Raw genomic sequence first — 23,816 nt, 5'->3', positions numbered from 1 at the left:
CCGCGCGGCGCGACCGATCCCGTGGAGGCCCGATGACGCCGATCCCGAAGCCCGCCCCGTCGGGGACGCCCGTGCCCGCCGCGCCGCCCGCACCCGGCGCGGCCCCGTCCCGGCCCCGGGTCGAGGCGCGCGGCATCGACGTCATCCCCGCCGCCGAGCGACACGGCCGCGCCCGCGACCTGTTCACACTGTGGTGCGCGCCCAGCATCAACTACCTGTCCGTCGTGGTCGGCGCGGCGCTCGTGCTCATGGGCCTCGAGCTGTGGCAGGCCATCGCCGTCGCGGTCGTCGGCTGCCTGTTCTCCGTGGTCACGGGGATCGTCGCGATCCCCGGGCCGGTGTCGGGCACGCCGAGCCAGGTCACCACCCGCGCGATGTACGGCGTGCGCGGCAACCGGGTCGCGATCGCGGTCAACGGCTGGTTCGTCTCGGTCTGCTACATCGCCATCAACTGGGCCGCGGCGGCCGCCGTCGGCTACACCCTGCTGCAGTACTTCGGGGTACCGCTCGGCACGCCGGCCGAGCTCGTCGTCATCGCGGCGATCGCCACGGCGACGGTGACCGTCGCCGTCTTCGGGCAGGGCGTGATCAGTCGGCTGTACCCGCTGCTGTCGCTGCTCCTCGGGGTCGTCTTCCTGGTCATGTCGGGTTTCGTGGCGGCCCGGGCCGACCTCGGCTTCGCGCAACCCGCCCCGCTGCACGGCTTCGACCTGTGGGTCGCCGTCCTCGGCGGTCTCACCCTGGTGGCCGCCGCCCCGCTGTCGTACACGATCAGCTCGGACTTCGCCCGCTACCTGCCCGCGGACACCAGCCCCGTCTCCGTCGCCGCCGCGACGGCCCTGGGCGGCGCGATCCCCGGCGTCGTGCTCGTCGCGGTGGGCGCGCTGGCCGCGACCGCGATCGACATGTCCGACCCGCAGGCGGGCCTGATCTCGCTGATCCCGTCGTGGTTCGTGCCGATCTTCCTCGTCGCCGTGATCGTGAGCACCGTCTGCAACAACGCGCTCACCTCGTACAGCGCCGGCCTGGCCCTGCAATCCGTGGGGCTGCGCCTGAGCCGGGCGCGGGCGGTCGCGCTGACCGGCCTCCTCGGCGCACTGCTGACCCTGTACGCGCTGTTCGTGTCCGACTTCCTCGGCGCCATCAGTAGCGCCCTGTCGATGCTCGTCGTGCTGGTCGGCCCGATCATGGCGGTGTACGTCACCGACATCGTGCTGCGCCGCGGCCGCTACGACGGCGTGGCGCTCAGCGACGTCACGCCCGCCTCCCGGTTCTGGTTCACGGGCGGCGTGAACGTGGCCGGCGCCGTCTCGGTCCTCGCCGCGGCGGGCCTGGCCCTGCTGTGCGCGCACACCGTCGAATTCCGCGGGCCGATCGCCGTCGCCCTCGGCGGGATCGACCTCTCGCTCCCGGTCGGCGTCCTCGTCGCCGCGGGCCTGTACGCCCTGCTCACCCGAGTCCTCTACGGATTCCCCACCCCTGCAACGGAGTAGACCATGTCCACCACCCTCTACCGCGGCGGCCGGATCTTCACCGCCGACCCGGATCAGCCGTGGGCCGAGGCCCTCGTCGAGTCCGCGGGCGCCCTGACCTTCGTCGGCGCCGACGCCGCCGCCAACGAGCACTCCCGCGGCGTCGCCGACCTCCGGATCGTCGAGCTCGACGGTGCCGTCGTCCTGCCCGGCTTCGTCGACGCGCACACGCACCTCGTCCACCTCGGTGCCTCGCTGGGACACCTCGACCTGCTCGGCGCGCGCGACGCGGCGGACCTGCAGGACCGGCTGCGCGCCTACGCCGCGCAGCACCCCGACGCGCCGCGCCTGATCGGCGGGCAATGGCTGTTCGAGCCGCTCGCCGGGCGCGCCCCCGACCGGCACCTGCTCGACGAGGCGGTCGCCGACCGTCCCGTCTACCTGCACTCGAACGACATGCACTCGATCTGGGTGAACACCGCGGCTCTGGCGGAGCTCGGGATCGACGACGCCACCCCGGATCCCGTCGGCGGCACCATCGGTCGCGACGCGGCCGGCGCGGCGACGGGCATGCTCTACGAGACCGCGGCGCTGGGCCTGGCGGAGGACTTCCTCGCGAGCCTGGTCACCGACGCCGATCGGGACCGCGCCCTCGACGCCGCGGTGGCCGCCTACCTGGAGGCGGGCGTGACGGGCGCCGTCGACATGGGGATGCGCGGCGACGACCTCGCCGCCCTCGAGCGCGCCGCGGCCGACGGCCGGCTGGGGATCCGGGTCGCCGCGCACTGGCTCATCGCGCCGACGGGCGACCCCGCGGCGGACTTGGCACAGGTCGGCGAGGCCCGCGCGCACGCCGAGCGGCTGGCGGGCGGGCCGATCCGGATCGCGGGCGTCAAGATCATGGTCGACGGGGTCATCGACAGCTGCACCGCTGCGATGCGGGCGCCCTTCGCCGACGGCAGCCGGCCCGGCCCCATCTGGCCGCTGGACGCCCTGGAGCCGGTGGTCCGGGCCGCCGACGCCGCGGGCCTGCAGGTGGCGATGCACGCCATCGGCGACGAGGCCTCCGACATCGCGCTCACCGCGCTCGAGCGGGCGATCGAGGCCAACGGCCCGCTCGATCGGCGGCACCGGCTCGAGCACCTGGAGACGGTGGCGGAGGAGAACGTCCCGCGGCTCGCCCGGCTGGGCGCGGTCGCGTCGATGCAGCCCGTGCACGCCGATCCGGCGATCCAGGCGACCTGGCGCGCCAACCTGGGCGATCACCGGGTGGAGCGGGGCTACCCGTGGCCCGAGTTCACCGCCGCGGGCGCCGTGCTGGCCTTCGGCTCCGACGCCCCCACGGCGCCGCACCCGCCCCTACCGAACATGTTCGTCGCGTCCACCCGGCGGTCGGCGATCGACCCGGCGCTGCCGGCGAACCTCCCTGAGCTGGCGCTGCCGCTCGCGGAAGCCCTCGGGCACGGCACCCGCGACGCGGCGTACTCGTGCCGATGGGAGGACGTCGCCGGGACGCTCCGGGCCGGCCTGGCCGCGGACTTCGTCGTGCTCGACGCCGATCCGTTCGTCGCGGGCGAGGCCGCCCTGCTCACGGCGAAGGTCGCGCGGACCGTCGTGGGCGGCCGGACGGTGGCCGGGCGCTGAGCCCCGGCGGGCCGTCTACTTCGCGGTGCGGACCTTGTTCGTCGCCGCGGTGAGCGCCTGCGTGAAGCCCGCGCGGTCGGCGCGGCCGGTGTCGCTCACCGTGGTCGAGACCAGGAGCACGGCGTAGCCGCGGACCTGCTCGCCGCCGATGAGCTGCTCCTGCACGAAGCGGGTGTCCTTGCCGTCGACGGTGACGGTGCCCGTGGCCCGGGTGAACACGGCACGCGCGCCCTTCGGAGCGCCCGGCAGCGCGACGGGCGCGGAAGTGGCGTTCATGACGACTCGGTCGGCCGATCCGGGCTTCGGGTTCATCTCGATGCGGATGTTCTCGCAGCCGGCGGGGATGCGGAGCGCGTTGTCCAGCGAGCCGGCGGAGGAGAGCGTCTCCGACAGAGCGGTCCGCTTCGCCTCGTTGACCGCCACGACGATCGGCATGCCCGCGGCACGGCCGAGGGCCGCCCGGTCGATCGTCGGCGCACAGTGCGCCGGGGTCACGCGGGCGCCGGAGATGCCGGTGCCGACGGAGTCGGTGATCTCGGACAGCTCCTTCGGGCTCACCTTCTGCACCTGGTAGCCGGCGGGGAACTCGCCCTGGGTCAGCAGGAGCTGCGCCGCGGGCGTGGTCGGCTTCGCGGGCGCGGCGGACGCGATGCCCGACGGGGCCAGAGCCGCGGGGGCGGCGAGGGCGAGGGCCGTGACGGCCAGGGCGGAACGACGGACGGCGCGCATGAAGATCCCCTATCGGTTCGACGTCAACGATGTCGAGGATAGTTCATCCCCCATCCGCGCCGGTGAAGACCCGACACCGCGGGCGGGCCCGATGACTCCATTCGCCCCCGCGCTCCGCGCCGCTTCTGCAAAGCTGCGAGCCATGGGTGCCGATGTCGATGCCAGGGTGTTCACACGCGAGGACCGCATGCGGTTCCGCCGTCAGGTCCAGCGCGGAACGGACGCCATCGCGCGCATGCTGGCCGAGGGCCTGTTCACGGACGACGGTGCGCCGCCGGAGCCGCTGCTCGGCATGGAGGTCGAGCTCAACCTCGTCGACGACGAGATGGAGCCGGCCATGGCGAACGCCGAGGCGCTGGACGCCATCGCCGACCCGGACTTCCAGACCGAGCTCGGTCAGTTCAACATCGAGATCAATGTCGCGCCAAGGCCGTTCGTCGACCAGAGCACCGAGAACCTCGAGGACTCGCTGCGGGACTCGCTGAACCGGGCCGACGAGCGGGCCCGGGCGGCGGGCTCCAACCTGGTCATGATCGGCATGCTCCCGACCCTCGAGGAGGAGCACTTCGGCAAGCAGTGGTTCTCCGCGAACCCGCGGTACGACCTGCTCAACGAACAGGTCTTCGCCGCCCGCGGCGAGGACATCGAGATCGACATCGAGGGCGCCCCGCTGCCCGGCGCGGTGGTCGGCGAGCGGCTCGACATCACCTCGGACACCATCCTGCCCGAGGCGGCGTGCACGTCGCTGCAGCTGCACCTGCGGGTGGCGCCCGAGGACTTCGCGGCGCACTGGAACGCCGCGCAGGCCATCGCGGGCGTGCAGGTGGCGATCGCCGCGAACTCCCCCTTCCTCGCGGGGAAGGCGCTGTGGCACGAGACCCGCATCCCGCTGTTCGAGCAGGCCACCGACACCCGGCCCATCGAGCTGCGCAATCAGGGTGTGCGGCCGCGGGTCTGGTTCGGCGAGCGGTGGATCACGTCCACCTTCGACCTGTTCGAGGAGAACACCCGCTACTTCCCCGCGCTGTTGCCGGTGTGCAGCGACGTGGACCCGCTCGAGGTGGTCTCCCGCGGCGAGTCGCCGGAGCTGCCCGAGCTGCGGATGCACAACGGCACCGTCTACCGCTGGAACCGCCCCGTCTACGACGTGGTCGACGGGCACGCCCACCTGCGGGTGGAGAACCGGGTGCTCCCCGCGGGCCCGACGGTGGTGGACACCATGGCGAACGCCGCCTTCTACTACGGCGTGGTCCGCGCGCTGGTGGAGGCCGACCGCCCCATCTGGACCCAGATGAGCTTCGACGCCGCCACCGAGAACCTGCACTCCGGCGCCCGCGACGCCTTCGACGCCGGGCTCTACTGGCCCAACGTCGGCTGGATCCGGCCCGATGAGCTGGTGCTGCGCCGCCTGCTGCCGCTCATGGACGCCGGCCTCAAGTCCTACGGCGTCGGTTCGAAGTCGCGCGAGCGGTACATGCAGGTGCTCGAGGGCCGCTGCATCCAGCGCCAGACCGGCTCGTCGTGGCAGCGGCAGGCCGTCGCGAACCGCGAGGCCGCGGGCGAGTCCCGCGAGCGGGCGCTGCGCGGCATGCTCGCCGACTACGTGCAGCTCATGCACGAGGGGAACCCGGTGCACACCTGGGAGGTGTGACCCGTGTACCTCGCTCCGGCACCTCCGAGCGCCTCGTGGACGCATCGGGAGGCCCGCGCGGGGTTCGAGATCGTCTTCTTCCGAACCGCTTCCGCCGGCACACTGCTCACCGGCCGCACCACCGCCGACGAGGCCGGGACGCTCTGGTCGGTCGGCTACACGATCGAGGTCGACGAGGCGTGGGCGACGCGCACGGTCCGCGCCACGGGACTGATCGACGGGACCGACCGCACGACGGAACTGCGACGCGGCCCGGACGGCCGGTGGACCGTCGACGGCCGCCACCGGCCCGAGCTCGACGGCTGCGTCGACGTGGACTTCGAGTCCTCTGCCGTCACGAACACGCTGCCCGTCCACCGGATCGACTTCGAGCCCGGGACGGCGGTCGAGGTCCCCGCGGCGTTCGTCCGCGCCGACCTCACCGTGCACCGGCTCGAGCAGAGTTACACCCTGATCGACACCACCGACGGGCCCCGCTTCGACTACGCGTCATCGACGTTCGACTTCGCGTGCGAGCTGCGCTACGACACCGCGGGACTCGTCCTCGACTATCCGGGGATCGCCGTCCGGTACTCCTGAGCGGCGCGGCCGCGCTCACGCTCAGCGGCGCAGCACGAAGAAGAACGGCGGCACGTCGCGCAGGTCCATGATGCCCAGCAGGGTCGCGTCGTCGACGCGGCGGAAGTGGTCGTTGATGGGCAGCGCGTCGTAGCTCATCGTCGCGGTGACGACGCCGCGGTGCTCCATCATCCGCAGCCGCGCACGGGGTTTCGACGTGCGCACGAGCCGCAGTCCGCGGCGGGCCAGGGGCGCCGTCGCGGTGAGCAGCGCCCGCGGCAGCCGCATCGACGCGCCCAGCGGCATCGCGGCGGGGTTCACCGGGTAGGGGCCGCGCGGACCGTCGAAGACGAGCGGCTGGACGTCGTTCGCGGAGGCGAAACGCTTGCCGTGCCAGCCGTACAGCTCGAGCAGCCCGTCCATGGGGTGGCCGGTGTCGAGGCCCTCACCCCGCCAGTCGCCGAGGATGTCCGCCACCTGCACCGCGGGCAGCGCGTCGTAGAGCGCGAAGGCCTCGGTCGCGGTGCCCGCGGCCTGCAGGCGGGCCAGTTCCGCCGCCGGTGCTCCGGGTGTCGTGGTCATCGGTCCTCCTCGTCGGCGCCGTCGACCCGACGGTACGCGCTCAGCCGCCGAGCAGGTGCGAGAGTGCGTCGTCGACCGCGGGGTACCGGAAGGAGTGGCCGCGTTCCTCCAGCACGGCGGGCCGCACCCGCTGGGAGGCGAACGCCAGGTCGTCCGCGCCCTCGCGCCCCAGGAGGAGCGCCGGACCGAACGCCGGGACCGGGAGCAGGGTCGGCCGGTGCACGGCCCGGCCGAGGGCGCGGGTGTACGCGGCATTGCGAACGACGCCGGGCGCGACGGCGTTGACGGGCCCCGACAGGCCGGTGTCCCACAGCGCGCGGTGGTAGACGTCGACGAGGTCGTCGATGCCGACCCACGGCTGCCACTGGCGGCCGTCGCCGAGCCGGCCGCCGAGTCCCGCGCGGAACAGCGGCAGCAGCAGCTTGAGCGTGCCGCCCTGCGGCGCCTGGACGATCCCGGTGCGCACGGTGACCACGCGGGTCCCGTCGCCGGCCCCGTCGTGCGCGGCGGCCTCCCAGCGGCGCACCACATCGGCGAGGAAGTCGGGCTCCGCGGGCGCCGCCGACTCCTCGGTGAGGATCTCGTCGCCGCGGTCGCGCCCATACCAGCCGACGGCGGACGCACTGACGAAGACGGGCACGCCGGCCCGAGCTGCGGCGCGGGCCAGGAGCCGGGTCGGCTCGATCCGGCTCGCCGCGATCCATTCCTTGTGCGCCGGCGTGAACCGTCCGGCGATGCTCGCGCCCGCGAGGTGCACGACGGCGTCCACCCCGTCCAGGGCGGCGGGGTCCGGCGCGGCGGGATCCCAGCGGCGTTCGTCGTCGGACCGCGGCTCGCCGCGGACCAGCCGCAGCACCCGGTGCCCGCCGGTGCTGAGGAACGCCGCGAGGTCGGTGCCCACGAGGCCGGACGCGCCCGTCACGGCGATCGTGGACGGCCTAAGGCCCGCGTCGGCCGCCCGACGGTGCGCGGCGAGGTCCCCGGCGAGGCGCCGGTAGCGGAAGGCGATGACCTCGGACAGCAGGCGTTCGGGGACCGGGGTGTGCACCTCATCGGTCACCCGGGTGCGGGTCGCGTCGACGGGCTCGAAGCCGTGGACGTGCCGCCACGGGAACAGGCCCGCGGGCAGGGACCGGGCGCCGCCCGCGGAGACCTCGTCGACGAAGCGCCGCCCGGCCACGTACTCCGACGGGTCGTGCACCGCGCGCCACTGCAGGCCGCCGGGGAGGTCGATCACCGTCACCCCGTCGGCGAGCGACGTCGCCTGCGACCGGAGCCGCATCGGCAGCCAGGGCGCCTGGAGGCGGGCGAACGCCCCGGGGCGGGAGAACCAGTCGAAGACCTCGTCGACGGGGGCGTCGACGACTGCGGATCCGTGAATTCCCATGGCTCCACGCTAACCGCGCCGCACCGGGCGCACACGGTGAAAAATCTCTCCGCGCCCGTTCCCATCCGGCGGCGCCGCGGCTCCGAATGACGGGCATGAACGATGCGAACAAGCGCTTCGCGGTGATCGGCAGCGGGGTCGGTGGACTCGTCGCGGCGCACGAGCTGAGCCGGTCGGCCCGGGTCACGCTCTACGAGCGGGACATCCGTCTGGGTGGGCACGCCCACACCCATGCGGTCGACCTCGGGTTCGCCGATCCGGTGCAGGTGGACTCCGGGTTCCTCGTGCACAACGACCGCACCTACCCCGTGCTGTGCGGCCTGTTCGAGGAGCTCGGCATCGCCACGCGGGACGCCGAGATGAGCATGTCGATCCGCGACGACGCGCGCGGCGTCGAGTTCGCGGGCGGCAAGGGGATCCGCGGCCTCCTGCCCACGCCGCGCCACCTGATCGACGCCGACCACCTGCGGCTGCTCGCGGAGGTGCCGCGGTTCCACCGCCGCGCGCGCGACCACCTCCACGGCGACGCGGCGGACCTGCCGCTCGGCGCGTTCGTCCTGCGCGAGGACTTCAGCGAGCGCCTCGTGGAGGGCTTCCTCCGCCCGCTGGTGGCGGCCGTGTGGTCGTGCCCGCCCGACGACGTCGACGCCTACCCTGCCCGCCACCTGTTCCGGTTCCTCGACAACCACGGCATGCTCACCGTCGGGCGGTCGCTGCAGTGGCGCACCGTCGTCGGTGGGTCCGCCCGGTACGTCGAGAAGGTCGCTGCGGGCGTCGCCGACGTGCGGACCGGCACCGGGGTCCGCAGTCTGGCACGCACGGACCGGGGCGTGCGGATCGTCGACGACGCCGGGACCGCGGAGGAGTTCGACGGTGCCGTGGTCGCGGTCCACCCGCACCAGGCACTGGCGCTCCTCGACCCGCCGACCGCCCTCGAGCGCGAGCTGCTGGGCGCGATCCGGTACACCCCGAATCCCGCTCTGCTGCACACGGACACCTCGCTGCTGCCGCGAACCCAGAACGCCCGCGGTTCGTGGAACTACCTCGCCACCGGCGACGGACGGCCGGTCTCGGTGACCTACGACCTGACCCGCCTCATGGGCCTGCCCCGCGGCCGCGAGACCGCGCTGGTGACGCTCGGGGGCGAGGACCTCGTCGACCCCGCGCGGGTGCTCGCCGAGCTGCCGTACGAGCATCCGTCGTTCACCACCGAGTCGGTGGCGGCGGCCCGGCGCCTGGACGAGATCTCCGGCCCGGGGCTCGCTTTCGCGGGGGCCTACCACGGCTGGGGCTTCCACGAGGACGGCGCGGCGTCGGGCCTGCGCGCCGCCCGCCGCGTGGCCGGGGTCGCGCCGTGACCCGCCCGCCCGCGATGTACGACACCGAGATCGGCCACCTGCGGCGCTCCCCCGTCGAGCACGGCTTCCGGCACCGGAGCGCGAGCTGGTTCATCGACGTCGACGCTCCGCCGACCGTGCCGCGGTGGCTGCGCCCGCTGGTCTCCTTCCGGGCCGCCGACCACCTGTCCCCCGTCGCCGACGGGGCCGACACCCTCCGCCGCCGGGTCGAGGAGACACTGCGCGCCAACGGCGCCGACGTTCCCGGCGGCCCGATCACCGCCCTCCTCAACGCGCGCTGCCTGGGCTACGTCTTCGACCCGCTGACGGTCTTCTGGTGCCACGACGCCGCCGGGGAGGTCCGGGCGATCGTCGCCGAGGTGCACAACACCTACAGCGGGCGGCACGCCTACGTGCTGGGCCCCGGGGCGCGGGACGGCGCGTCGGTCGCCAAGGAGTTCTACGTCTCCCCGTTCCACCCGGTCGACGGCGTGTACCGCCTCCGGATGCCCGAACCCGACGGGGAACTGTCCATCGACGTGGTGCTCGAACGGCCCGGACGGGCCCCGTTCACCGCCCAGTGGCGGGGAACCCGCCGAGCCGCGACGCCGGGACGGATCCTGTTGTCGCAGCTGCGCGCCCCACTCGTGCCACTGCTCGTCGCCGTCCGGATCCGCCGGCACGGCATCCGGTTGTGGGCCTCCGGCCTGCCGCTCGTCCCCCGCCCCGACACCACCGACCAGAAAGCGCATCCGTGACCGTCGAACTCGCACCCCGCAGCTCCCACGCCGGCCACCGCGGTGTCCCCGTCCCCACCGGGCTCCGCGCCCGTGTCCTCGGCCGCGCGGCCCGCACCCTGCTCGCGCGCGCCGCCGAGCGGAGCGGCGTCGCCCTCACGACCGCCGGCGATCCCGCGCCCGGGGGCCCGGCGATCGTCCTCCGCTCCCCCGACGCCGTGCACCGCAGGATCGGGACCTCCCGGCTCATCGGCTTCGGCGAGGCCTATGTGGCCGGCGAGTGGGACTCCCCGGACCTGGTCGCGGCGCTCACGGCCCTGGCGGAGCGGATGCCCGAGCTGGTGCCGCGGTGGCTGCAGTCGCTGCGCCGCCTCGCGGCCACCGCTCGGCCCCGCACGGAGATCGGCACGCCCGAGCATGTGCGGGACAACGTCTCCCACCACTACGACCTCTCCAACGAGTTGTTCGCGACGTTCCTCGACGAGACCCTCACCTACTCGAGCGCGCTGTTCTCCGCGGTGGAGATCCCCGACGGCGACCCCGGCACGACCCGCGCCGGGGACGCGGGCGAACCCCGTTGGGCGGCACTGACGGAGGCGCAGCACGCCAAGATCGACCGCCTCCTCGACGCCGCGGGCGTCGGCCCCGGCACGCGCCTGCTGGAGATCGGGACCGGCTGGGGCGAGCTCTGCCTGCGCGCGGCGGCGCGGGGCGCGACGGTCCGCTCGGTGACGCTGTCGACGGAGCAGCGCTCCCTCGCGCTGGAGCGGATCGCCGCGGCCGGACTGTCCGACCGGGTGCGCGTGGACCTGCTCGACTACCGCCGCGTCGACGGGAAGTACGACGCGGTCGTCTCCGTGGAGATGATCGAGGCCGTCGGCGCCGCGCACTGGGACGAGTACTTCGCGACGCTGGCCCGGCTCGTGGAACCGCACGGCCGGATCGCGTTGCAGGCGATCACGATGCCGCACGACCGGATGCTCGCCACGCTGCGCACGTACACGTGGATCCAGAAGTACGTCTTCCCGGGCGGGATGCTGCCCTCCACCGAGGCCGTCGCGGCCGCCGCCGGAACCGCCGGCCTCGCCGTCCGCGCTCGGCACCGCTTCGGCCCGCACTATGCGCAGACGCTGCGCCTGTGGCGCGAGCGCTTCCTCGCGGATCCCGACGGCCTGCCGCCACCGGCGGACGCACCCGAGTTCCGGCGGCTGTGGGAGTTCTACCTCGCCTACAGCGAGGCCGGCTTCCGGTCGGGCTACCTCGACGTGCAGCAGATCGTGCTCGCACCGGAGGCGGCGCGATGAGCGACTTCCTCCTGGTCACCGCCGCCTCGCTCGCGGCCCTCGCCGCGGTCCAGGCGATCACCTTCCTCGTGGGTCACCGCATCGGCCGGTACAACGTGGTGGACGTCGCCTGGGGCGCGGGCATCGTGGCCGTCGCGTGGATCGCGGCCGCGCTGGGCGACGGCGACGCGACGCGCGCCCTCCTCCTCGCCGCGCTCATCACGGTCTGGGGCGTGCGCCTGTCCTGGCACATGTGGGTGAAATCCGCGGGCAAGGGCGAGGACCCGCGCTACACCGACATGCTGAATCGAGCGGGTGGCGGCACCGCGACCGTGATCCGCAAGGTCTTCGTCGTGCAGGGCGCCGCCCAGTGGTTCGTCTCGCTCCCCGTCCAGGTCTCGACCACCGCCGGGCCCACCACCGGCCCGTGGACCGTCGTCCTGGCGGCGGGGCTCCTCCTCGCCCTGACGGGGATCGGCTTCGAGGCCGTCGGCGACCACCAGTTGCGCGCCTTCAAGGCCGATCCGGCGCACCGCGGGCTGATCATGGACCGCGGCCTGTGGGCCTGGACCCGGCACCCCAACTACTTCGGCGACGCCTGCACCTGGTGGGGGATCTGGCTCATCGCGGCCAGCGCGTGGCCGGGTGTGCTGACCGTTCTCTCCCCCGTCCTCATGACCTACTTCCTGGTGTACGCCACGGGCGCCCGGCTCCTGGAGCGCTTCATGAGCGAGCGCCCCGGCTGGGCCGCGTACGCCGACCGCACGTCCTTCTTCGTCCCCCGACCTCCCCGAGGAGAGAACCGATGATCCGCACCGCCCGCTCCGCCGCCCTCGCCTGCACCGCCGCCCTCGCCGTCGCGACAGCCGTCGCGGGTCCGGCCGCCGCGGCGCCCCTCGGCCCCGTCGCGAAGGTCGACGTGGCCCGCTACGCCGGCACCTGGCACCAGCTGGCCACGATCCCCGCGCCGTTCAGCGCGCAGTGCGCGCGCGACACCACGGCGACCTACCGGATCATCGACGCGACGAACGTCTCGGTCCACAACACGTGCACCACGTGGACCGGGTCGACCTCCTCGATCCGGGGCAACGCCCGCGTCACCGATCCCCGCACCACGGCGCAGCTCCACGTCTCCTTCCCCGGCGTACCGACCCAGGAGGCCCTCGACGGCCCGCCCAACTACGTGGTCGCGGCTTTGGCGCCCGACTACTCCTGGGCGTTCGTCGGCGATCCGGCGCGCCGCAGCGCCTTCGTCCTGTCGCGGACGGCGGCCGTGCCGCCCGCCCGGTGGGCGCAGGTGCGCGCCACCGCGGAGCGGCTCGGCTACAACGCGTGCACGATCCTCAGCACGCCGACCACCGGGGGACTCGAGCGGATAGCGCCGCTGTGTGCGCTCCCCTGACGGTGTCGCGCCCCGCGGTCGGGGGCGGAATCCGGTCCGGTGTGCCGGGAACCGGTAACGTACCGCGGGACGAAGGAGGCACCCGGATGACCCGTGCGCGAACCGAGGCCGACGACCTGCTCGAACGCACCGCCGCCGGCGACGTCGGGGCCTTCCGCGAACTGTACGAGCGTACCGGTCGCCTCGTCTTCGGCACGGCGCTGCGGGTGATCGGCGACCGCGGCTACGGCGAGGAGGTCGCGCAGGAGGTCTACCTCGAGGCGTGGCGCAAGGCCGCCGATTTCGACGCCGCCCGCGGATCCGCCGAGTCCTGGCTCGTGACGATCGCGCACCGTCGGTCCGTCGACCGGGTCCGCGCCGAACGCTCCCGCGGGGAGCGCGAGAACAGCTTCGCCCATGCGAGTTACCAGCGCCCGCACGACGTGGTGGCCGAGACCAGCGAGCAGCGGGAGGACTCCGGTGCGGTGGTCGACTGCCTCGACACGCTCAGCGAACCGCAGCGCGACGCCCTGACCATGGCCTACTACGGCGGCCACACCTACCGCGAGGTCTCGGAGCGGCTGGACGCCCCGCTCGCCACGGTGAAGAGCCGCATCCGCGACGGCATCGCGCGCCTGCGCCGCTGCCTCGAGCCCCTCGGAGTGCTGTCATGAGCGACGTGCCGGCAGGGACCGGGAGCGGGGACGCGCTCCTCGACGATGCGGAGGTCTACGCCCTGCACGCCCTCGACGCCGACGAGCGGTCGGGCGTCGAGGCGGCGCGCGAGGCCGCGGCCGCCGACGTGCGCGAGGAGTTCGACGCCCGGGTCGATGCGGTGCGCGAGACGATGGCGGCGCAGGCCGCCCAGTACGGGGTCGAGCCGCCCGCGGAGGTCTTCGAGCGCGTCCTGGCCCAGGTGGTCGACGATCCCGGGGTCACGCCGATCCGCCGGAACCGCCGGCCGTCGCGCACGGCGCTGCGCGCGGTCGCCGCGGCGGCCGTCGTGGTGGTCGCCGTCGCGGCCGGCGTCGTCCTCGGCCGCTCCGTCCTCGCCGGACAGGACGGGCGGGCACCGTCGGAGACCGAGATCGTGCTCACGGCGCCCGACGCCCGGACCACGCAGGCGCGGGTCGGCGACGCGACCATCTCGTTCATCTACTCCCGCGAGCGCAACGCCGGCGTGGTGCTGATGAACGACGTCCCGCCGCCGCAGGACGGCACCGTCTACCAGATGTGGCTGATGGACCCGGGCGGCGGCGCCCGCTCCCGCGGCACGATGACGCAGGCCGACGTGCGCCCCACGACGACGGCGGCGGTCACGTCGATCGACGGCGCGGTGACGTTCGGCATCTCGATCGAGCGCCCGGGCGGCGCGGCCACTCCGTCGGACCGGATCGTGACGACCCTGCCGATCGCGCCGCGCTGATCGGCGCCGGCCGGCGGGGCCCGATCCCCCGGAGACCTAGGACCTCCAGGGATCGGTACGTCGCCACGGCGTCGGAAGGTGCAGGGACACACCGTCCTCGGCCGCCAGCCGACTGAGCGCCGCCATCGATACGTCGAGGTCGTCGCCCGCGTAGGGCAGGGCGCGCAGCCCGCGGTCCAGCGGCCGGAAGAAGTCGTCCCAGTGCGTCAGGACCACCCGCCGGGCGCCGACGGTCCGGACCGTCTCGGTCCAGTACTGCTCGATGTAGGCGCCGGACTGCAGGCCCAGCTGGCCGATGCCCAGGTACACGACCTCCGCGCTGCGCCCCGTCAGCGCCCCGGGCACGAAGCCCGCGCTCCCGACGACGAGGGCCGTGCGCTCCGACGCGCGGTGGCGCACCAGCATCGACCACGCCTCCCCGCAGCGGTAGGCCGACGCGCGCACCGGCGGGACGACCGGGCGGGTGATCTGCCCCGGGTACCGGTCGGGCGGGCAGTGCCGGCCCTCGATCAACGTGAGGTCGAAGCCGCCGAAGCCGCGCGGCGCGGTGTCGCGCACCACCCGCACCTGTGCGGCGGGCAGCGCGTGACCCAGGTGCACGACGGATGCGCCACCGACCAGGACCGCCCCGGTCCGCTCCGCGATCACGGCGGAATCCATCGCGTGGTCGAAGTGCGTGTGCACCGGCACCACCGCGTCGAGGCGCTCGACGCCCAGCCTCCCCAGCCCCGCGTCGATCCGCGGAACGGACGGCTCCAGGCGGCGCACCCCCACCGACACGAGCGACGGCCGCGAGAAGAAGCCGTCCGTCATGATGGCCGACGCGCCGTCGCTGATCAGCAGGGTGGTCACGCCGGCCCACGTCACGGTGACGGGCGCCGCCGGCGACGCCGTGGAGTCGTCGACCAGGGCCGCGTAGTCCGACAACCTCGGACGGCCGGGCTTGATCCTCATCGGCCCATGATGGCACTGCCGCCCGTCACACGATCCGGCCCACGCCGACGTAGCCGTAGTCGCAGCGCAGCTGCGCCTCGGTGAGGGGGTACTCGGGACGCCACCGGCCGTAGCGCACCAGTCCCGGCTCGAGGATCTCCGTGCCCTCGAGCCAGGAGAGGATCTCCGCGCGCGGACGGACGTTCAGCGGCGTACTGGTGTGCTCGTAGCGCCGCCGCACCCACCGCAGCTCGGCCGCGATCTCCGGGTGGGCGGAATCGTCGGAGACGTGCGACAGGGCGATCATGCTGCCCGGGACGGCGGGCTCCCGGTACCGGCGGAGCAGCCCGGCCGGGTCGTCCCCGTCGCCGACGAAGACGAAGGTGCCGACGGCGAGCAGACCGATGGGCCTGGCGAAGTCGATGAGCCCGCGGGTCACGGGGTGGTTCAGAACGGCGTCGGGGTCGCGGATGTCGACCTTGAGCACCCCCGCGTGCGGATCGTCGCCGACGAGTTGGCGCCCGAGCTCGAAGGCGATCGGCTCGCGGTGGACGAAGACGGTCCGCGCCTCGGGGTTGACCAGCCGCGCCAGCTCGTGGACGGTGCCGCCGGCCGTGATGCCCGAGCCGAGGTCGAGGAACTGGTCTATGCCCGCGTTCGCCATCGTCTGCACCGCGCGGCGGGCGAAGGTCCGGGTGAGCCGAGCGCCGAGCGCCCAGTGCGGGGCCTCCCGGGCGATCTCCTCGCCGGCATCCCGGTCGACCGGGAGGTAGCTGGTGCCGCCCAGGAAGTAGTCGTAGAGCCGCGATCCGTTGGGGCGGTCCATGTCCAGCGGGATCGTCGACGGTGCGTCTGGCGGTTCGAGATTCGTCATTGCAACGTCGAATCTAACCGAACTCGGCGCCCCGCGTAGAGTGCTCGGACAGAACCGGGATCGAGGAGGGGCAGTGGGGGAATCCTCGTCACCGCTGGGCTTCCTCGCGCGCGGTGAGTCCGTCGTCGCGCTGCTGGTGGACGAGTTCCTCATGTCGATCGCGGACGACGTCTACCTCCCGCTGCCCGCCGCCGTCGTGCGGGCGGAGCTGCTCACCGCGTTCCAGTCGGTGATCGCCGCGCTCGGCGCCGACGACTTCGACCCGGCGGTGGGTCGCGACGTGGGCCGCCTCCTCGTCGCCCTGCAGATCACGGTGCCCGCGGGCGCCGCCGCCGGCGGACGGGCGATCGCGACCCTGCCCGACGCGCTGGTCCGGGAGCCGACCGCGGAGGTGCGGCGCCGGACCGCCCTCATCCTCGCGGAGTACACCGCCGGCTACGCCGAGGCCCTGACGCGCCGCATCATCGACGGGCAGGCCGTGGTGCACCGGGCGGCGCAGCTGGCCCGACGGTCCGCCGAGGAGGGCGAGCGGCAGGCGCAGGCCCGGCTGCGGGTGATGTTCGAGCACGCCCGCTCCCCCGTCTTCGTCGCCGACGAGCGGGGCCGGCTCCTCGAGGCGAGCTCCGCGATGACCCGCATGATGGAGTCCAATCCGAAGCTCCTCGGGGCGTCGGGCGACGACGTGCGGCCGCTCCTCGCCGACGACCCGGCCGACGTCGAGCGGGTCCTGCGGGAGCTGGCGGACGCGAACGACGAGGGGGTCACCCGCTTCCTCGAGCACCGGCGGCTGCGCTTCCTGGGCGACACCAGCGTCGGGCGCTGGGCCCTGAGCCGCGTTCCGGCGCAGGGCGACCGGCCGGCCCTACTCGTGGGCGTGGGGCACGACGTGACGGAGCTGCGGGCGACCCACGCGGAGCTCAGCCATCTCGCCCATCACGATGCGCTGACGGGGCTACCGAACCGGCGCAGGCTGCGCGAGGACCTCTCCGACGCGCCCGCCGGCAGGGTCGGCTTCTGCCTCATCGACCTCGACGGCTTCAAGGCGATCAACGACCGATTGGGGCACGCGGTGGGCGATCGGCTCCTCGTCGCGACGGCCACGCGGATCCGGACCGCGCTCGCCGGCGTCGGCACCCTGTACCGCGTCGGCGGCGACGAGTTCGCGGTGCTCGTCTCCCCGCCCTTCCGGCCCGACGACGCCGCGCAGCTGGTGCACCGCGCGCTGGCCACGCCCATCGAGTTGCCCGCGGCGGGCGGCGCCGAGGCGCACGCGGTACGGATCGGCGCGAGCATCGGCACCACCACGACCGCGGAGGCCGGCTCCTCGGTGGAGTCGCTGATCGTCGGTGCGGACGCGGGTCTCTACCGCTCCAAGGACGCCCGGCGGGCCTGAGCTCGCGCGTGCACGGTGCCGGCGATCCACAGCAGCGCGACGACCAGTGAGGTCGAGAGCACCTGGTACCGCACGTCGTCGTTGGCGATCGCGAGGACCACGATGCCCAGCAGCACCACGAGGACGGCCCACGAGAGGTACGGGTAGCCCCACATCCTCAGTGGCAGCCGCGTCCCGTCGCGCTCGGCGCGGCGGCGCAGCACGATCTGCGAGGCGATGGTGGCGAGCCAGGTGACGATGAGCGTCGACCCGACGACGGCGAGCAGCCGGTCCAGCACCTCGGAGCCCCAGATGTACGTCGCGGGCACGGCGAGGAAGCCGATGACCGAGCTCGCGAGCACCGCGAGGACGGGCACGCCCGACGGGTTCGCGCGCCCGAAGCCGGCGGGCGCCATCCTCCGCTCGGCGAGCGAGTAGAGCATCCGCGAGCTGCCGTACAGGTTCGCGTTGAGCGAGCTGAGCAGCGCCACCACGATGACCACGCCGAGCGTGGTGCCCACCGCGGGCAGCCCCGCGGCCTGGAGCACGGCGACGAAGGGCTCCTTCGCGACGGCCGGGTCGTCCCAGGGCAGCGCGAGCAGGATCACGGCGACGCTGCCGACGTAGAAGACCAGGATCCGCCAGACCGTGGCGCGGATGGCCCGCCCGACGGTGCGCTCCGGGTCCCGGGTCTCGGCCGCGGCGACGGCGACGATCTCGATCCCGCCGAAGGCGAAGGCCACCACCAGCAGGGCGGCGACGACGCCGCTGATGCCGTGCGGCGCGAAATCGGTGAGGTTGCCCAGCCCGGGCGAGGGCGCCGACGTCCAGCCGAGCAGGTAGCCGACGCCGATGACCAGGAAGAGCGCGACGAAGACGACCTTGATCAGCGAGAACCAGAACTCGAACTCGCCGAAGCCGCGGACCCCGGCCAGGTTCAGCGCGGTCAGCGCGACCATGAAGACCAGCGCCCACACCCACACCGGCGGCCCGCCGGGCAGCAGTCCGTTGAGGATGGCCGCCGCGGCGACGGCCTCCGCGGCCACCACCAGGCACAGCTGCACCCACCACAGCCAGCCCACGGCGAAGCCGGCGCCGGGCCCGAGGGCACGCCCGGCGTAGTAGGAGAAGGCGCCGGGGTTCGGGTCGGCGGCGACCATCTCGCCGAGCATCCGCATCACGGCGATGACGACGAGCCCCGCCACGGCGTAGGCGATGAGCACCGCCGGTCCGGCCAGCGCGATCCCCTTGCCAGCGCCGACGAAGAGCCCGGCGCCGATCGCGGAGCCGAGGCTCATCATGATCAGGTGCCGGGCGCGGAGCCCTGCGTGCAGCCCCTCCTCGGCGGGCGCGGCGGTGTTCTCGTCCGACGGTGCCGCCATCAGGCGAACAGCGCGGGCAGCGTGCCCTCGTGCGCGGCGCGCAGGTCGGCCAGCGTCACGCTGAACCGGCCCTGGACCTCGACGGAGTCGCTGCCCTGGTCGACCACGCCGATGCGGACGGCCGGGAGCTCGCGGGCCGCGCACATCGCGGCGAACCGGGTCTCCTCGGTGCGCGGGACGGCGACGAGGACGCGGCCCGTCGACTCCGAGAACAGCTGCACGAACGCGTCGGAGCCCTCGGGCAGCAGCAGGCGGCAGCCCGTCTCGCCGGCCAGCGCGGCCTCGGCGACGGCCTGCCACAGGCCGCCCTCGGACAGGTCGTGCGCGGCGGACACGAGGCCGTCGCGGGACGCGGCGGTGAGCACGTCGGCGAGCAGCTTCTCGCGGCCCAGGTCCACGCGCGGCGGCACGCCGCCGAGGTGATCGTGCTCGACCTGCGCCCAGATGGAGCCGTCGAACTCGTCGTGGGTGTCGCCCAGGAGGTAGAGGGTCTCGCCGGGCTCGGTGCCGAGGCCGGTCGGGATGCGGCGCCGCACGTCGTCGATCACGCCCAGCACGCCGATCACCGGGGTCGGGAGGATCGCGGTGCTGCCGGTCTGGTTGTAGAAGCTGACGTTGCCGCCGGTCACGGGGATGCCGAGCTCGACGCAGCCGTCGGCGATGCCGTGCACCGCCTGCTGGAACTGCCACATCACGCCCGGGTCCTCCGGCGAGCCGAAGTTCAGGCAGTCGGTGACGGCCTTCGGGGTGGCGCCGGTGACCGCGACGTTGCGGTAGGCCTCGGCGAGCGCGAGCCGGCCGCCCTCGTACGGGTCGAGGTAGGTGTAGCGGCCCGAGGCGTCGGTCGACAGTGCGATGCCGCGCTGGGTGCTCTCGTCGATCCGGATGACGCCGCCGTCGGCGTGCTCGGCGAGCACGGTGTTGCCGCGGACGTACCGGTCGTACTGCTCGGTGATGAACTTGCGCGAGCACAGCGCGGGCGAGGCCAGCAGCTTGAGCGCGGTGGCGCGCAGCTCGTCGTCGGAGGCGGGGCGGCGCAGGCCCGACGTGGTGTCGGCGATGAGCGCGTCCATGAACGCGGGCCGCTCGACGGGCCGGGTGTAGACGGGGCCGTCGTGGGCGATCGTGCGCGCGGGGGCGTCGACGACGGTCTCGCCGTGCCAGTCGATGACGAGGTGCTCGCCGTCGGTGACCTCGCCGATGACGGTGGCGAGCACGTCCCACTTGGCGCAGACGGCCATGAAGGCGTCGACGTTCTCCGGGGTCACCACGGCGCACATGCGCTCCTGCGACTCGGAGGAGAGGATCTCCGCGGCGCTCATGCCCTGGGCGCGGCAGGCCACCTGGTCGAGGTCGACGTACATGCCGCCGTCGCCGGCGGCCGCCAGCTCGGAGGTGGCGCAGGACAGGCCGGCGCCGCCGAGGTCCTGGATGCCGACCACCAGCTTCTCGCGGTACAGGTCCAGGCAGCACTCGATGAGCACCTTCTCCATGAACGGGTCGCCCACCTGCACCGACGGCAGCTTCTTGGGCTTCTCGTCGGCGTCGAAGCTCTCGGAGGCGAGCACGGAGACGCCGCCGATGCCGTCGAGGCCGGTGCGGGCGCCGAACAGGATGATCTTGTTGCCCTTGCCCGAGGCGAAGGCCAGGTGCAGGTCCTCGGTGCGCAGCACGCCGGCGCACAGCGCGTTCACCAGCGGGTTACCCGCGTAGGAGGCGTCGAAGACGGTCTCGCCGCCCACGTTCGGCAGGCCCAGGGAGTTGCCGTAGCCGCCGACGCCGCGCACGACGCCGTCGAGCACGCGCCGGGTGTCGGGGGCGTCGGCCGGGCCGAAGCGCAGCTGGTCCATCACGGCGATCGGGCGGGCGCCCATCGCCATGATGTCGCGGACGATGCCGCCCACGCCGGTGGCCGCGCCCTGGTAGGGCTCCACGTAGGACGGGTGGTTGTGCGACTCGACCTTGAAGGTCACCGCCCAGCCGTCGCCGATGTCCACGACGCCCGCGTTCTCGCCGATGCCCGCGAGCATCGTCGACCGCATCTCGTCGGTGGTGGTCTCGCCGAAGTACCGCAGGTGCACCTTGGAGCTCTTGTAGGAGCAGTGCTCGGACCACATCACCGAGTACATGGCGAGCTCGGCGTCGGTGGGTCGGCGGCCCAGGATCTCGCGGATCCGCTGGTACTCGTCGTCCTTGAGTCCGAGCTCGCGGTACGGCTGGTCGACATCGGGCGTGGAGGCGGCGTGGGAGACCGTGTCTACGTGCACCAGCCCAGTTTAGACGGGTGATTCACGGCCGGAGTTTCAGCCAGCGATCCAGCACCACCAGCGCCTGTTCCGCGGGCTCCCCGTCCTCGGGCCGCAGCACCAGCTCGGGCCGTTCCGGCGCCTCGTAGGGCGCGCTGATCCCGGTGAACTCGGGGATCTCGCCGGCCCTCGCCTTGGCGTACATGCCCTTGGGGTCGCGCTGTTCGCACAGCTCGACGGGGGTGTCCACGAACACCTCCACGAAGGGCAGGCCCGCCTCCTCGTGCTGCGCGCGGATCCGGTCCCGATCCTCGCGGTACGGGCTGATCAGGGAGGCGATCGCCACCGTCCCGGCGTCGGCGAGCAGCTGCGCGACGGCGCCCACGCGCCGCACGTTCTCGGCCCGGTCGGCGGCGGAGAAGCCGAGGTCGGCGTTGAGGCCGTGCCGCAGGTTGTCGCCGTCGAGCCGGTACGCGGGCACGCCGCGCGCCACCAGCAGGCGCTCGAGCTCGCACGCCACCGTCGACTTGCCCGACGCGGAGAGCCCCGTCAGCCAGACGGTGCCGCCCCGCGTCGCGCGGTCCTCGCGCCGCACGGCCGCGCCGTGCCAGACGACAGCGGTCGACTTGAGGGTGGGGCCGGTGATCATCCCCGCGGCGACGGTCTCGTTGGTCTGCGGATGCACCAGCACGAAGCTGCCGGTGGTCCGGTTGCGCCGGTACGGGTCGAAAAGGACGGGGCGGCGCGCGGTGAGCTGCACCCGGCCGATGTCGTTGAGCCCGAGCTCGGCGGCGTCCTGATCGCGGTGCAGGGTGCTGGTGTCCAGCCGGTAGTCCAGCGCCTCCACCCGCACGGGCTCGGCGGTGTGGGCGTGCAGCATCCGGTACTCGGCGCCGACGGTGAGCTTCGCGGTGTCGGAGAACCAGCAGAGCGTCGTGTCGAGGTCCGTGGCGGACTGCGGGCGGTTCGCGGGCCGGCACAGCACGTCGCCGCGGCCCACGTCCAGGTGGTCCGCGAGCCGGACGCACGCGGCCTCCCCCGTCTCCAGCCGGTCGGCCTTCGCGCCGCCGGGCCGGTAGAGCTCGGCCACCGTCGTGGTGAAGCCCGACGGGAGCGCGACCACCTCGTCGCCGACCGCGAACGCCCCGGAGGCGACGGTGCCGGCTACGCCCCGGAAGTCGCTGTCGCGGGGCCGGATCACGTACTGGACGGGCAGGCGCGCGTCGATGAGGTTGCGGTCGCTCACCACGTGCACGTTCTCCAGGTGGTAGAGCAGCGACGGGCCGTCGTACCAGGGGGTGTTCGCCGAGCGCTCGGTGATGTTGTCGCCGAGCAGCGCGGAGACCGGGATGGCCTCCACGTCGTGCACCTCGAGCTTGGCCGCGAACTCGGCGAACTCGGCGCGGATGGCGTCGAACCGGGCGCGATCGAAGTCGACCAGGTCCATCTTGTTGACGCACAGCACGATGTGCTCGACGCCGAGGAGCGAGGTGAGGAAGGTGTGCCGGCGGGACTGCCGGGTGAGGCCGTGCCGGGCGTCGACGAGGATCAGCGCGACGTCGGCCGTCGACGCCCCGGTGACCATGTTGCGGGTGTACTGCTCGTGCCCGGGGGTGTCGGCGAGGATGAACTTCCGCGTGGCGGTGGCGAAGTAGCGGTGGGCGACGTCGATCGTGATGCCCTGTTCCCGCTCGGCCCGCAGGCCGTCGGTGAGCAGCGCCAGGTCGACGCCCTCGTCTCCCCGGGCGGCGGTGGTGGCGGCGACCGCGCTGAGCTGGTCCTCCAGCACGGATTTGGATTCGAAGAGCAGCCGTCCGATGAGCGTCGACTTGCCGTCGTCCACGCTGCCGGCCGTCGCGATGCGCAGGATCTCCATCAGAAGTACCCCTCCTTCTTCCTGTCCTCCATGCCCGCCTCCGAGATCCGGTCGTCGGCGCGGGTCGCGCCGCGCTCGGTGATCCGAGTGGTGGCGACCTCGGCCACGACGGCCTCGGGGGTGGTGGCGTCCGATTCCACCGCGCCGGTGCAGGTCGCGTCGCCGACGGTGCGGAACCGCACGGTCCGGCGCTCGGGCGTCTCGCCGGGCAGGGGCGCGACGAGCGGCCCGGTGGACAGCAGCATCCCGTCGCGCTCGATCACCTCGCGCTCGTGCGCGTAGTACAGCGCCGGCAGGGCGATCGCCTCGGCGGCGATGTACTGCCAGATGTCGAGCTCGGTCCAGTTCGAGAGCGGGAACACGCGGATGTGCTCACCCTTCTGGTGCAGGCCGTTGAAGATGTTCCACAGCTCGGGGCGCTGCGCGCGGGGGTCCCACTGGCCGAAGCGGTCTCGGAAGCTGAAAATCCGCTCCTTGGCGCGGGCCTTGTCCTCGTCGCGGCGCGCCCCGCCGAAGGCGGCGTCGAAGCGGTGCTCGCCGAGGGTGCGCAGCAGCGTCGCGGTCTGCAGCCGGTTGCGGGTGGCGCCCGGGCCGGTGGGCTCGACGACGGCGCCGGAGTCGATGTCGTCCTGCACGCTGCCGACGACCAGCCGGAGGCCGCGCTCGGCGGCGAGTTCGTCGCGGAAGGCGAGGACCTCGTCGAAGTTGTGCCCGGTATCGATGTGCAGCACCGGGAACGGGATCGCCGCGGGCCAGAAGGCCTTGGCGGCGAGGTGCACCATGACCACCGAATCCTTGCCACCCGAGAACAGCAGCACGGGCCGCTCGAAGGTGGCCGCCACCTCACGGAAGACGTACACCGCCTCCGCCTCGAGGAGCCGCAGATGATCCGCGGCGACCGTCGTCTCCACCACTCCAACCTCCGGTTCATATTTGGACCATTGCG

At 73.5% G+C, this 23,816-nt stretch carries 21 protein-coding genes; 12 read left to right on the top strand and 9 right to left on the bottom strand.

What is annotated here, in order from left to right; all coding sequences use genetic code 11:
- Positions 1–32: 32 nt before the first annotated feature.
- Positions 33–1,493, top strand: coding sequence for a purine-cytosine permease family protein (locus tag ACLQ3K_RS08955; protein WP_425998656.1), 1,461 nt, complete (start codon positions 33–35; stop codon positions 1,491–1,493).
- A 3-nt stretch (positions 1,494–1,496) separates the two neighbouring features.
- Positions 1,497–3,116: an amidohydrolase gene (locus tag ACLQ3K_RS08950; protein WP_425998654.1), complete on the top strand. Its 1,620-nt coding sequence runs from the start codon at positions 1,497–1,499 to the stop codon at positions 3,114–3,116.
- Positions 3,117–3,131: 15 nt separating this feature from the next.
- Here the strand turns inward: ACLQ3K_RS08950 and ACLQ3K_RS08945 are convergent, their stop codons facing one another.
- Positions 3,132–3,845, bottom strand: coding sequence for a hypothetical protein (locus tag ACLQ3K_RS08945; protein WP_425998652.1), 714 nt, complete (start codon positions 3,843–3,845; stop codon positions 3,132–3,134).
- A 142-nt stretch (positions 3,846–3,987) separates the two neighbouring features.
- Between ACLQ3K_RS08945 and ACLQ3K_RS08940 the strand changes: the two genes are divergently transcribed.
- Together ACLQ3K_RS08940 and ACLQ3K_RS08935 are read left to right on the top strand one after the other, a co-directional pair.
- Complete coding sequence (locus tag ACLQ3K_RS08940) at positions 3,988–5,496, top strand: glutamate-cysteine ligase family protein (RefSeq protein ID WP_224649150.1); 1,509 nt, start codon at positions 3,988–3,990, stop codon at positions 5,494–5,496.
- A gap of 3 nt (positions 5,497–5,499) precedes the next feature.
- Positions 5,500–6,075, top strand: coding sequence for a putative glycolipid-binding domain-containing protein (locus ACLQ3K_RS08935; protein ID WP_425998650.1), 576 nt, complete (start codon positions 5,500–5,502; stop codon positions 6,073–6,075).
- Positions 6,076–6,096: 21 nt separating this feature from the next.
- Here ACLQ3K_RS08935 and ACLQ3K_RS08930 read toward each other — a convergent pair whose 3' ends face one another.
- Together ACLQ3K_RS08930 and ACLQ3K_RS08925 are read right to left on the bottom strand one after the other, a co-directional pair.
- Positions 6,097–6,636, bottom strand: a complete 540-nt coding sequence (locus ACLQ3K_RS08930) for a DUF4334 domain-containing protein (protein ID WP_425998648.1) — start codon at positions 6,634–6,636, stop codon at positions 6,097–6,099.
- 40 nt (positions 6,637–6,676) lie between these two features.
- The gene (locus ACLQ3K_RS08925; RefSeq protein WP_425998646.1) at positions 6,677–8,023 is read right to left on the bottom strand and encodes a TIGR01777 family oxidoreductase; all 1,347 of its coding nucleotides are present in this window, start codon (positions 8,021–8,023) and stop codon (positions 6,677–6,679) included.
- 95 nt (positions 8,024–8,118) lie between these two features.
- Between ACLQ3K_RS08925 and ACLQ3K_RS08920 the strand changes: the two genes are divergently transcribed.
- From ACLQ3K_RS08920 to ACLQ3K_RS08890, 7 genes are all read left to right on the top strand, one after another.
- Complete coding sequence (locus ACLQ3K_RS08920; protein WP_425998644.1) at positions 8,119–9,381, top strand: NAD(P)/FAD-dependent oxidoreductase; 1,263 nt, start codon at positions 8,119–8,121, stop codon at positions 9,379–9,381.
- Between the two features lie 14 nt (positions 9,382–9,395).
- Positions 9,396–10,118, top strand: coding sequence for a DUF1365 domain-containing protein (locus tag ACLQ3K_RS08915; protein ID WP_425998984.1), 723 nt, complete (start codon positions 9,396–9,398; stop codon positions 10,116–10,118).
- Entirely contained in the window at positions 10,115–11,401 is a 1,287-nt protein-coding gene (locus ACLQ3K_RS08910) for a class I SAM-dependent methyltransferase (protein WP_425998642.1), read from the top strand. Before ACLQ3K_RS08915 ends, ACLQ3K_RS08910 begins: the two co-directional genes overlap by 4 nt.
- Complete coding sequence (locus ACLQ3K_RS08905; protein WP_425998640.1) at positions 11,398–12,189, top strand: DUF1295 domain-containing protein; 792 nt, start codon at positions 11,398–11,400, stop codon at positions 12,187–12,189. Before ACLQ3K_RS08910 ends, ACLQ3K_RS08905 begins: the two co-directional genes overlap by 4 nt.
- The gene (locus ACLQ3K_RS08900; RefSeq protein ID WP_425998638.1) at positions 12,186–12,782 is read left to right on the top strand and encodes a lipocalin family protein; all 597 of its coding nucleotides are present in this window, start codon (positions 12,186–12,188) and stop codon (positions 12,780–12,782) included. Before ACLQ3K_RS08905 ends, ACLQ3K_RS08900 begins: the two co-directional genes overlap by 4 nt.
- A gap of 86 nt (positions 12,783–12,868) precedes the next feature.
- Positions 12,869–13,435, top strand: coding sequence for an ECF RNA polymerase sigma factor SigK (gene sigK, locus ACLQ3K_RS08895; protein WP_224649166.1), 567 nt, complete (start codon positions 12,869–12,871; stop codon positions 13,433–13,435).
- On the top strand, positions 13,432–14,187 hold the full coding sequence (locus ACLQ3K_RS08890) for an anti-sigma factor (protein ID WP_425998635.1): 756 nt from the start codon (positions 13,432–13,434) through the stop codon (positions 14,185–14,187). The genes sigK and ACLQ3K_RS08890 overlap by 4 nt, the downstream gene beginning before the upstream one ends.
- A 36-nt stretch (positions 14,188–14,223) precedes the next feature.
- On the opposite strand, the gene ACLQ3K_RS08885 is transcribed toward ACLQ3K_RS08890, so the two are convergent.
- Positions 14,224–15,141 carry an MBL fold metallo-hydrolase gene (locus tag ACLQ3K_RS08885; RefSeq protein ID WP_425998633.1) on the bottom strand — a complete coding sequence of 306 codons (918 nt, stop codon included), beginning with the start codon at positions 15,139–15,141 and terminating at the stop codon, positions 14,224–14,226.
- Positions 15,142–15,166: 25 nt separating this feature from the next.
- Positions 15,167–15,994: an SAM-dependent methyltransferase gene (locus ACLQ3K_RS08880; protein ID WP_425998631.1), complete on the bottom strand. Its 828-nt coding sequence runs from the start codon at positions 15,992–15,994 to the stop codon at positions 15,167–15,169.
- Positions 15,995–16,067: 73 nt separating this feature from the next.
- Here ACLQ3K_RS08880 and ACLQ3K_RS08875 point away from each other — a divergent pair, with 73 nt between their 5' ends.
- The gene (locus ACLQ3K_RS08875) at positions 16,068–17,387 is read left to right on the top strand and encodes a sensor domain-containing diguanylate cyclase (protein WP_224649175.1); all 1,320 of its coding nucleotides are present in this window, start codon (positions 16,068–16,070) and stop codon (positions 17,385–17,387) included.
- Here ACLQ3K_RS08875 and ACLQ3K_RS08870 read toward each other — a convergent pair.
- Genes ACLQ3K_RS08870 through cysD form a run of 4 tightly spaced genes read right to left on the bottom strand, consistent with a single transcriptional unit; the run spans position 17,357 to position 23,784 of the window.
- Positions 17,357–18,748, bottom strand: a complete 1,392-nt coding sequence (locus tag ACLQ3K_RS08870; RefSeq protein WP_425998629.1) for an amino acid permease — start codon at positions 18,746–18,748, stop codon at positions 17,357–17,359. The two genes, ACLQ3K_RS08875 and ACLQ3K_RS08870, sit on opposite strands and share 31 nt — an antisense overlap.
- On the bottom strand, positions 18,748–21,015 hold the full coding sequence (purL, locus tag ACLQ3K_RS08865; protein ID WP_224649189.1) for a phosphoribosylformylglycinamidine synthase subunit PurL: 2,268 nt from the start codon (positions 21,013–21,015) through the stop codon (positions 18,748–18,750). Before purL ends, ACLQ3K_RS08870 begins: the two co-directional genes overlap by 1 nt.
- Before the next feature lie 22 nt (positions 21,016–21,037).
- On the bottom strand, positions 21,038–22,870 hold the full coding sequence (cysC, locus tag ACLQ3K_RS08860) for an adenylyl-sulfate kinase (RefSeq protein ID WP_425998626.1): 1,833 nt from the start codon (positions 22,868–22,870) through the stop codon (positions 21,038–21,040).
- The gene (gene cysD, locus ACLQ3K_RS08855; RefSeq protein ID WP_425998624.1) at positions 22,870–23,784 is read right to left on the bottom strand and encodes a sulfate adenylyltransferase subunit CysD; all 915 of its coding nucleotides are present in this window, start codon (positions 23,782–23,784) and stop codon (positions 22,870–22,872) included. The genes cysC and cysD overlap by 1 nt, the downstream gene beginning before the upstream one ends.
- Positions 23,785–23,816: the final 32 nt, after the last annotated feature.

This window comes from Tsukamurella sp. DT100 (assembly GCF_049844855.1).
Lineage (GTDB): Bacteria > Actinomycetota > Actinomycetes > Mycobacteriales > Mycobacteriaceae > Tsukamurella.
Note: the sequence above shows the minus strand (reverse complement) of the source record. Positions and strands in the feature narration are given on the sequence as shown.

Excerpts from the sequence above, each read along its gene's own strand:
- ACLQ3K_RS08955 (WP_425998656.1), top strand. The coding sequence starts at position 33 with ATGACGCCGATCCCGAAGCCCGCCCCGTCGGGGACGCCCGTGCCCGCC.
- ACLQ3K_RS08950 (WP_425998654.1), top strand. The coding sequence starts at position 1,497 with ATGTCCACCACCCTCTACCGCGGCGGCCGGATCTTCACCGCCGACCCG.
- ACLQ3K_RS08945 (WP_425998652.1), bottom strand. The coding sequence starts at position 3,845 with ATGCGCGCCGTCCGTCGTTCCGCCCTGGCCGTCACGGCCCTCGCCCTC.
- ACLQ3K_RS08940 (WP_224649150.1), top strand. The coding sequence starts at position 3,988 with ATGGGTGCCGATGTCGATGCCAGGGTGTTCACACGCGAGGACCGCATG.
- ACLQ3K_RS08930 (WP_425998648.1), bottom strand. The coding sequence starts at position 6,636 with ATGACCACGACACCCGGAGCACCGGCGGCGGAACTGGCCCGCCTGCAG.
- ACLQ3K_RS08925 (WP_425998646.1), bottom strand. The coding sequence starts at position 8,023 with ATGGGAATTCACGGATCCGCAGTCGTCGACGCCCCCGTCGACGAGGTC.
- ACLQ3K_RS08920 (WP_425998644.1), top strand. The coding sequence starts at position 8,119 with ATGAACGATGCGAACAAGCGCTTCGCGGTGATCGGCAGCGGGGTCGGT.
- ACLQ3K_RS08915 (WP_425998984.1), top strand. The coding sequence starts at position 9,396 with ATGTACGACACCGAGATCGGCCACCTGCGGCGCTCCCCCGTCGAGCAC.
- ACLQ3K_RS08905 (WP_425998640.1), top strand. The coding sequence starts at position 11,398 with ATGAGCGACTTCCTCCTGGTCACCGCCGCCTCGCTCGCGGCCCTCGCC.
- ACLQ3K_RS08900 (WP_425998638.1), top strand. The coding sequence starts at position 12,186 with ATGATCCGCACCGCCCGCTCCGCCGCCCTCGCCTGCACCGCCGCCCTC.
- sigK (WP_224649166.1), top strand. The coding sequence starts at position 12,869 with ATGACCCGTGCGCGAACCGAGGCCGACGACCTGCTCGAACGCACCGCC.
- ACLQ3K_RS08890 (WP_425998635.1), top strand. The coding sequence starts at position 13,432 with ATGAGCGACGTGCCGGCAGGGACCGGGAGCGGGGACGCGCTCCTCGAC.
- ACLQ3K_RS08885 (WP_425998633.1), bottom strand. The coding sequence starts at position 15,141 with ATGAGGATCAAGCCCGGCCGTCCGAGGTTGTCGGACTACGCGGCCCTG.
- ACLQ3K_RS08880 (WP_425998631.1), bottom strand. The coding sequence starts at position 15,994 with ATGACGAATCTCGAACCGCCAGACGCACCGTCGACGATCCCGCTGGAC.
- ACLQ3K_RS08870 (WP_425998629.1), bottom strand. The coding sequence starts at position 18,748 with ATGGCGGCACCGTCGGACGAGAACACCGCCGCGCCCGCCGAGGAGGGG.
- cysC (WP_425998626.1), bottom strand. The coding sequence starts at position 22,870 with ATGGAGATCCTGCGCATCGCGACGGCCGGCAGCGTGGACGACGGCAAG.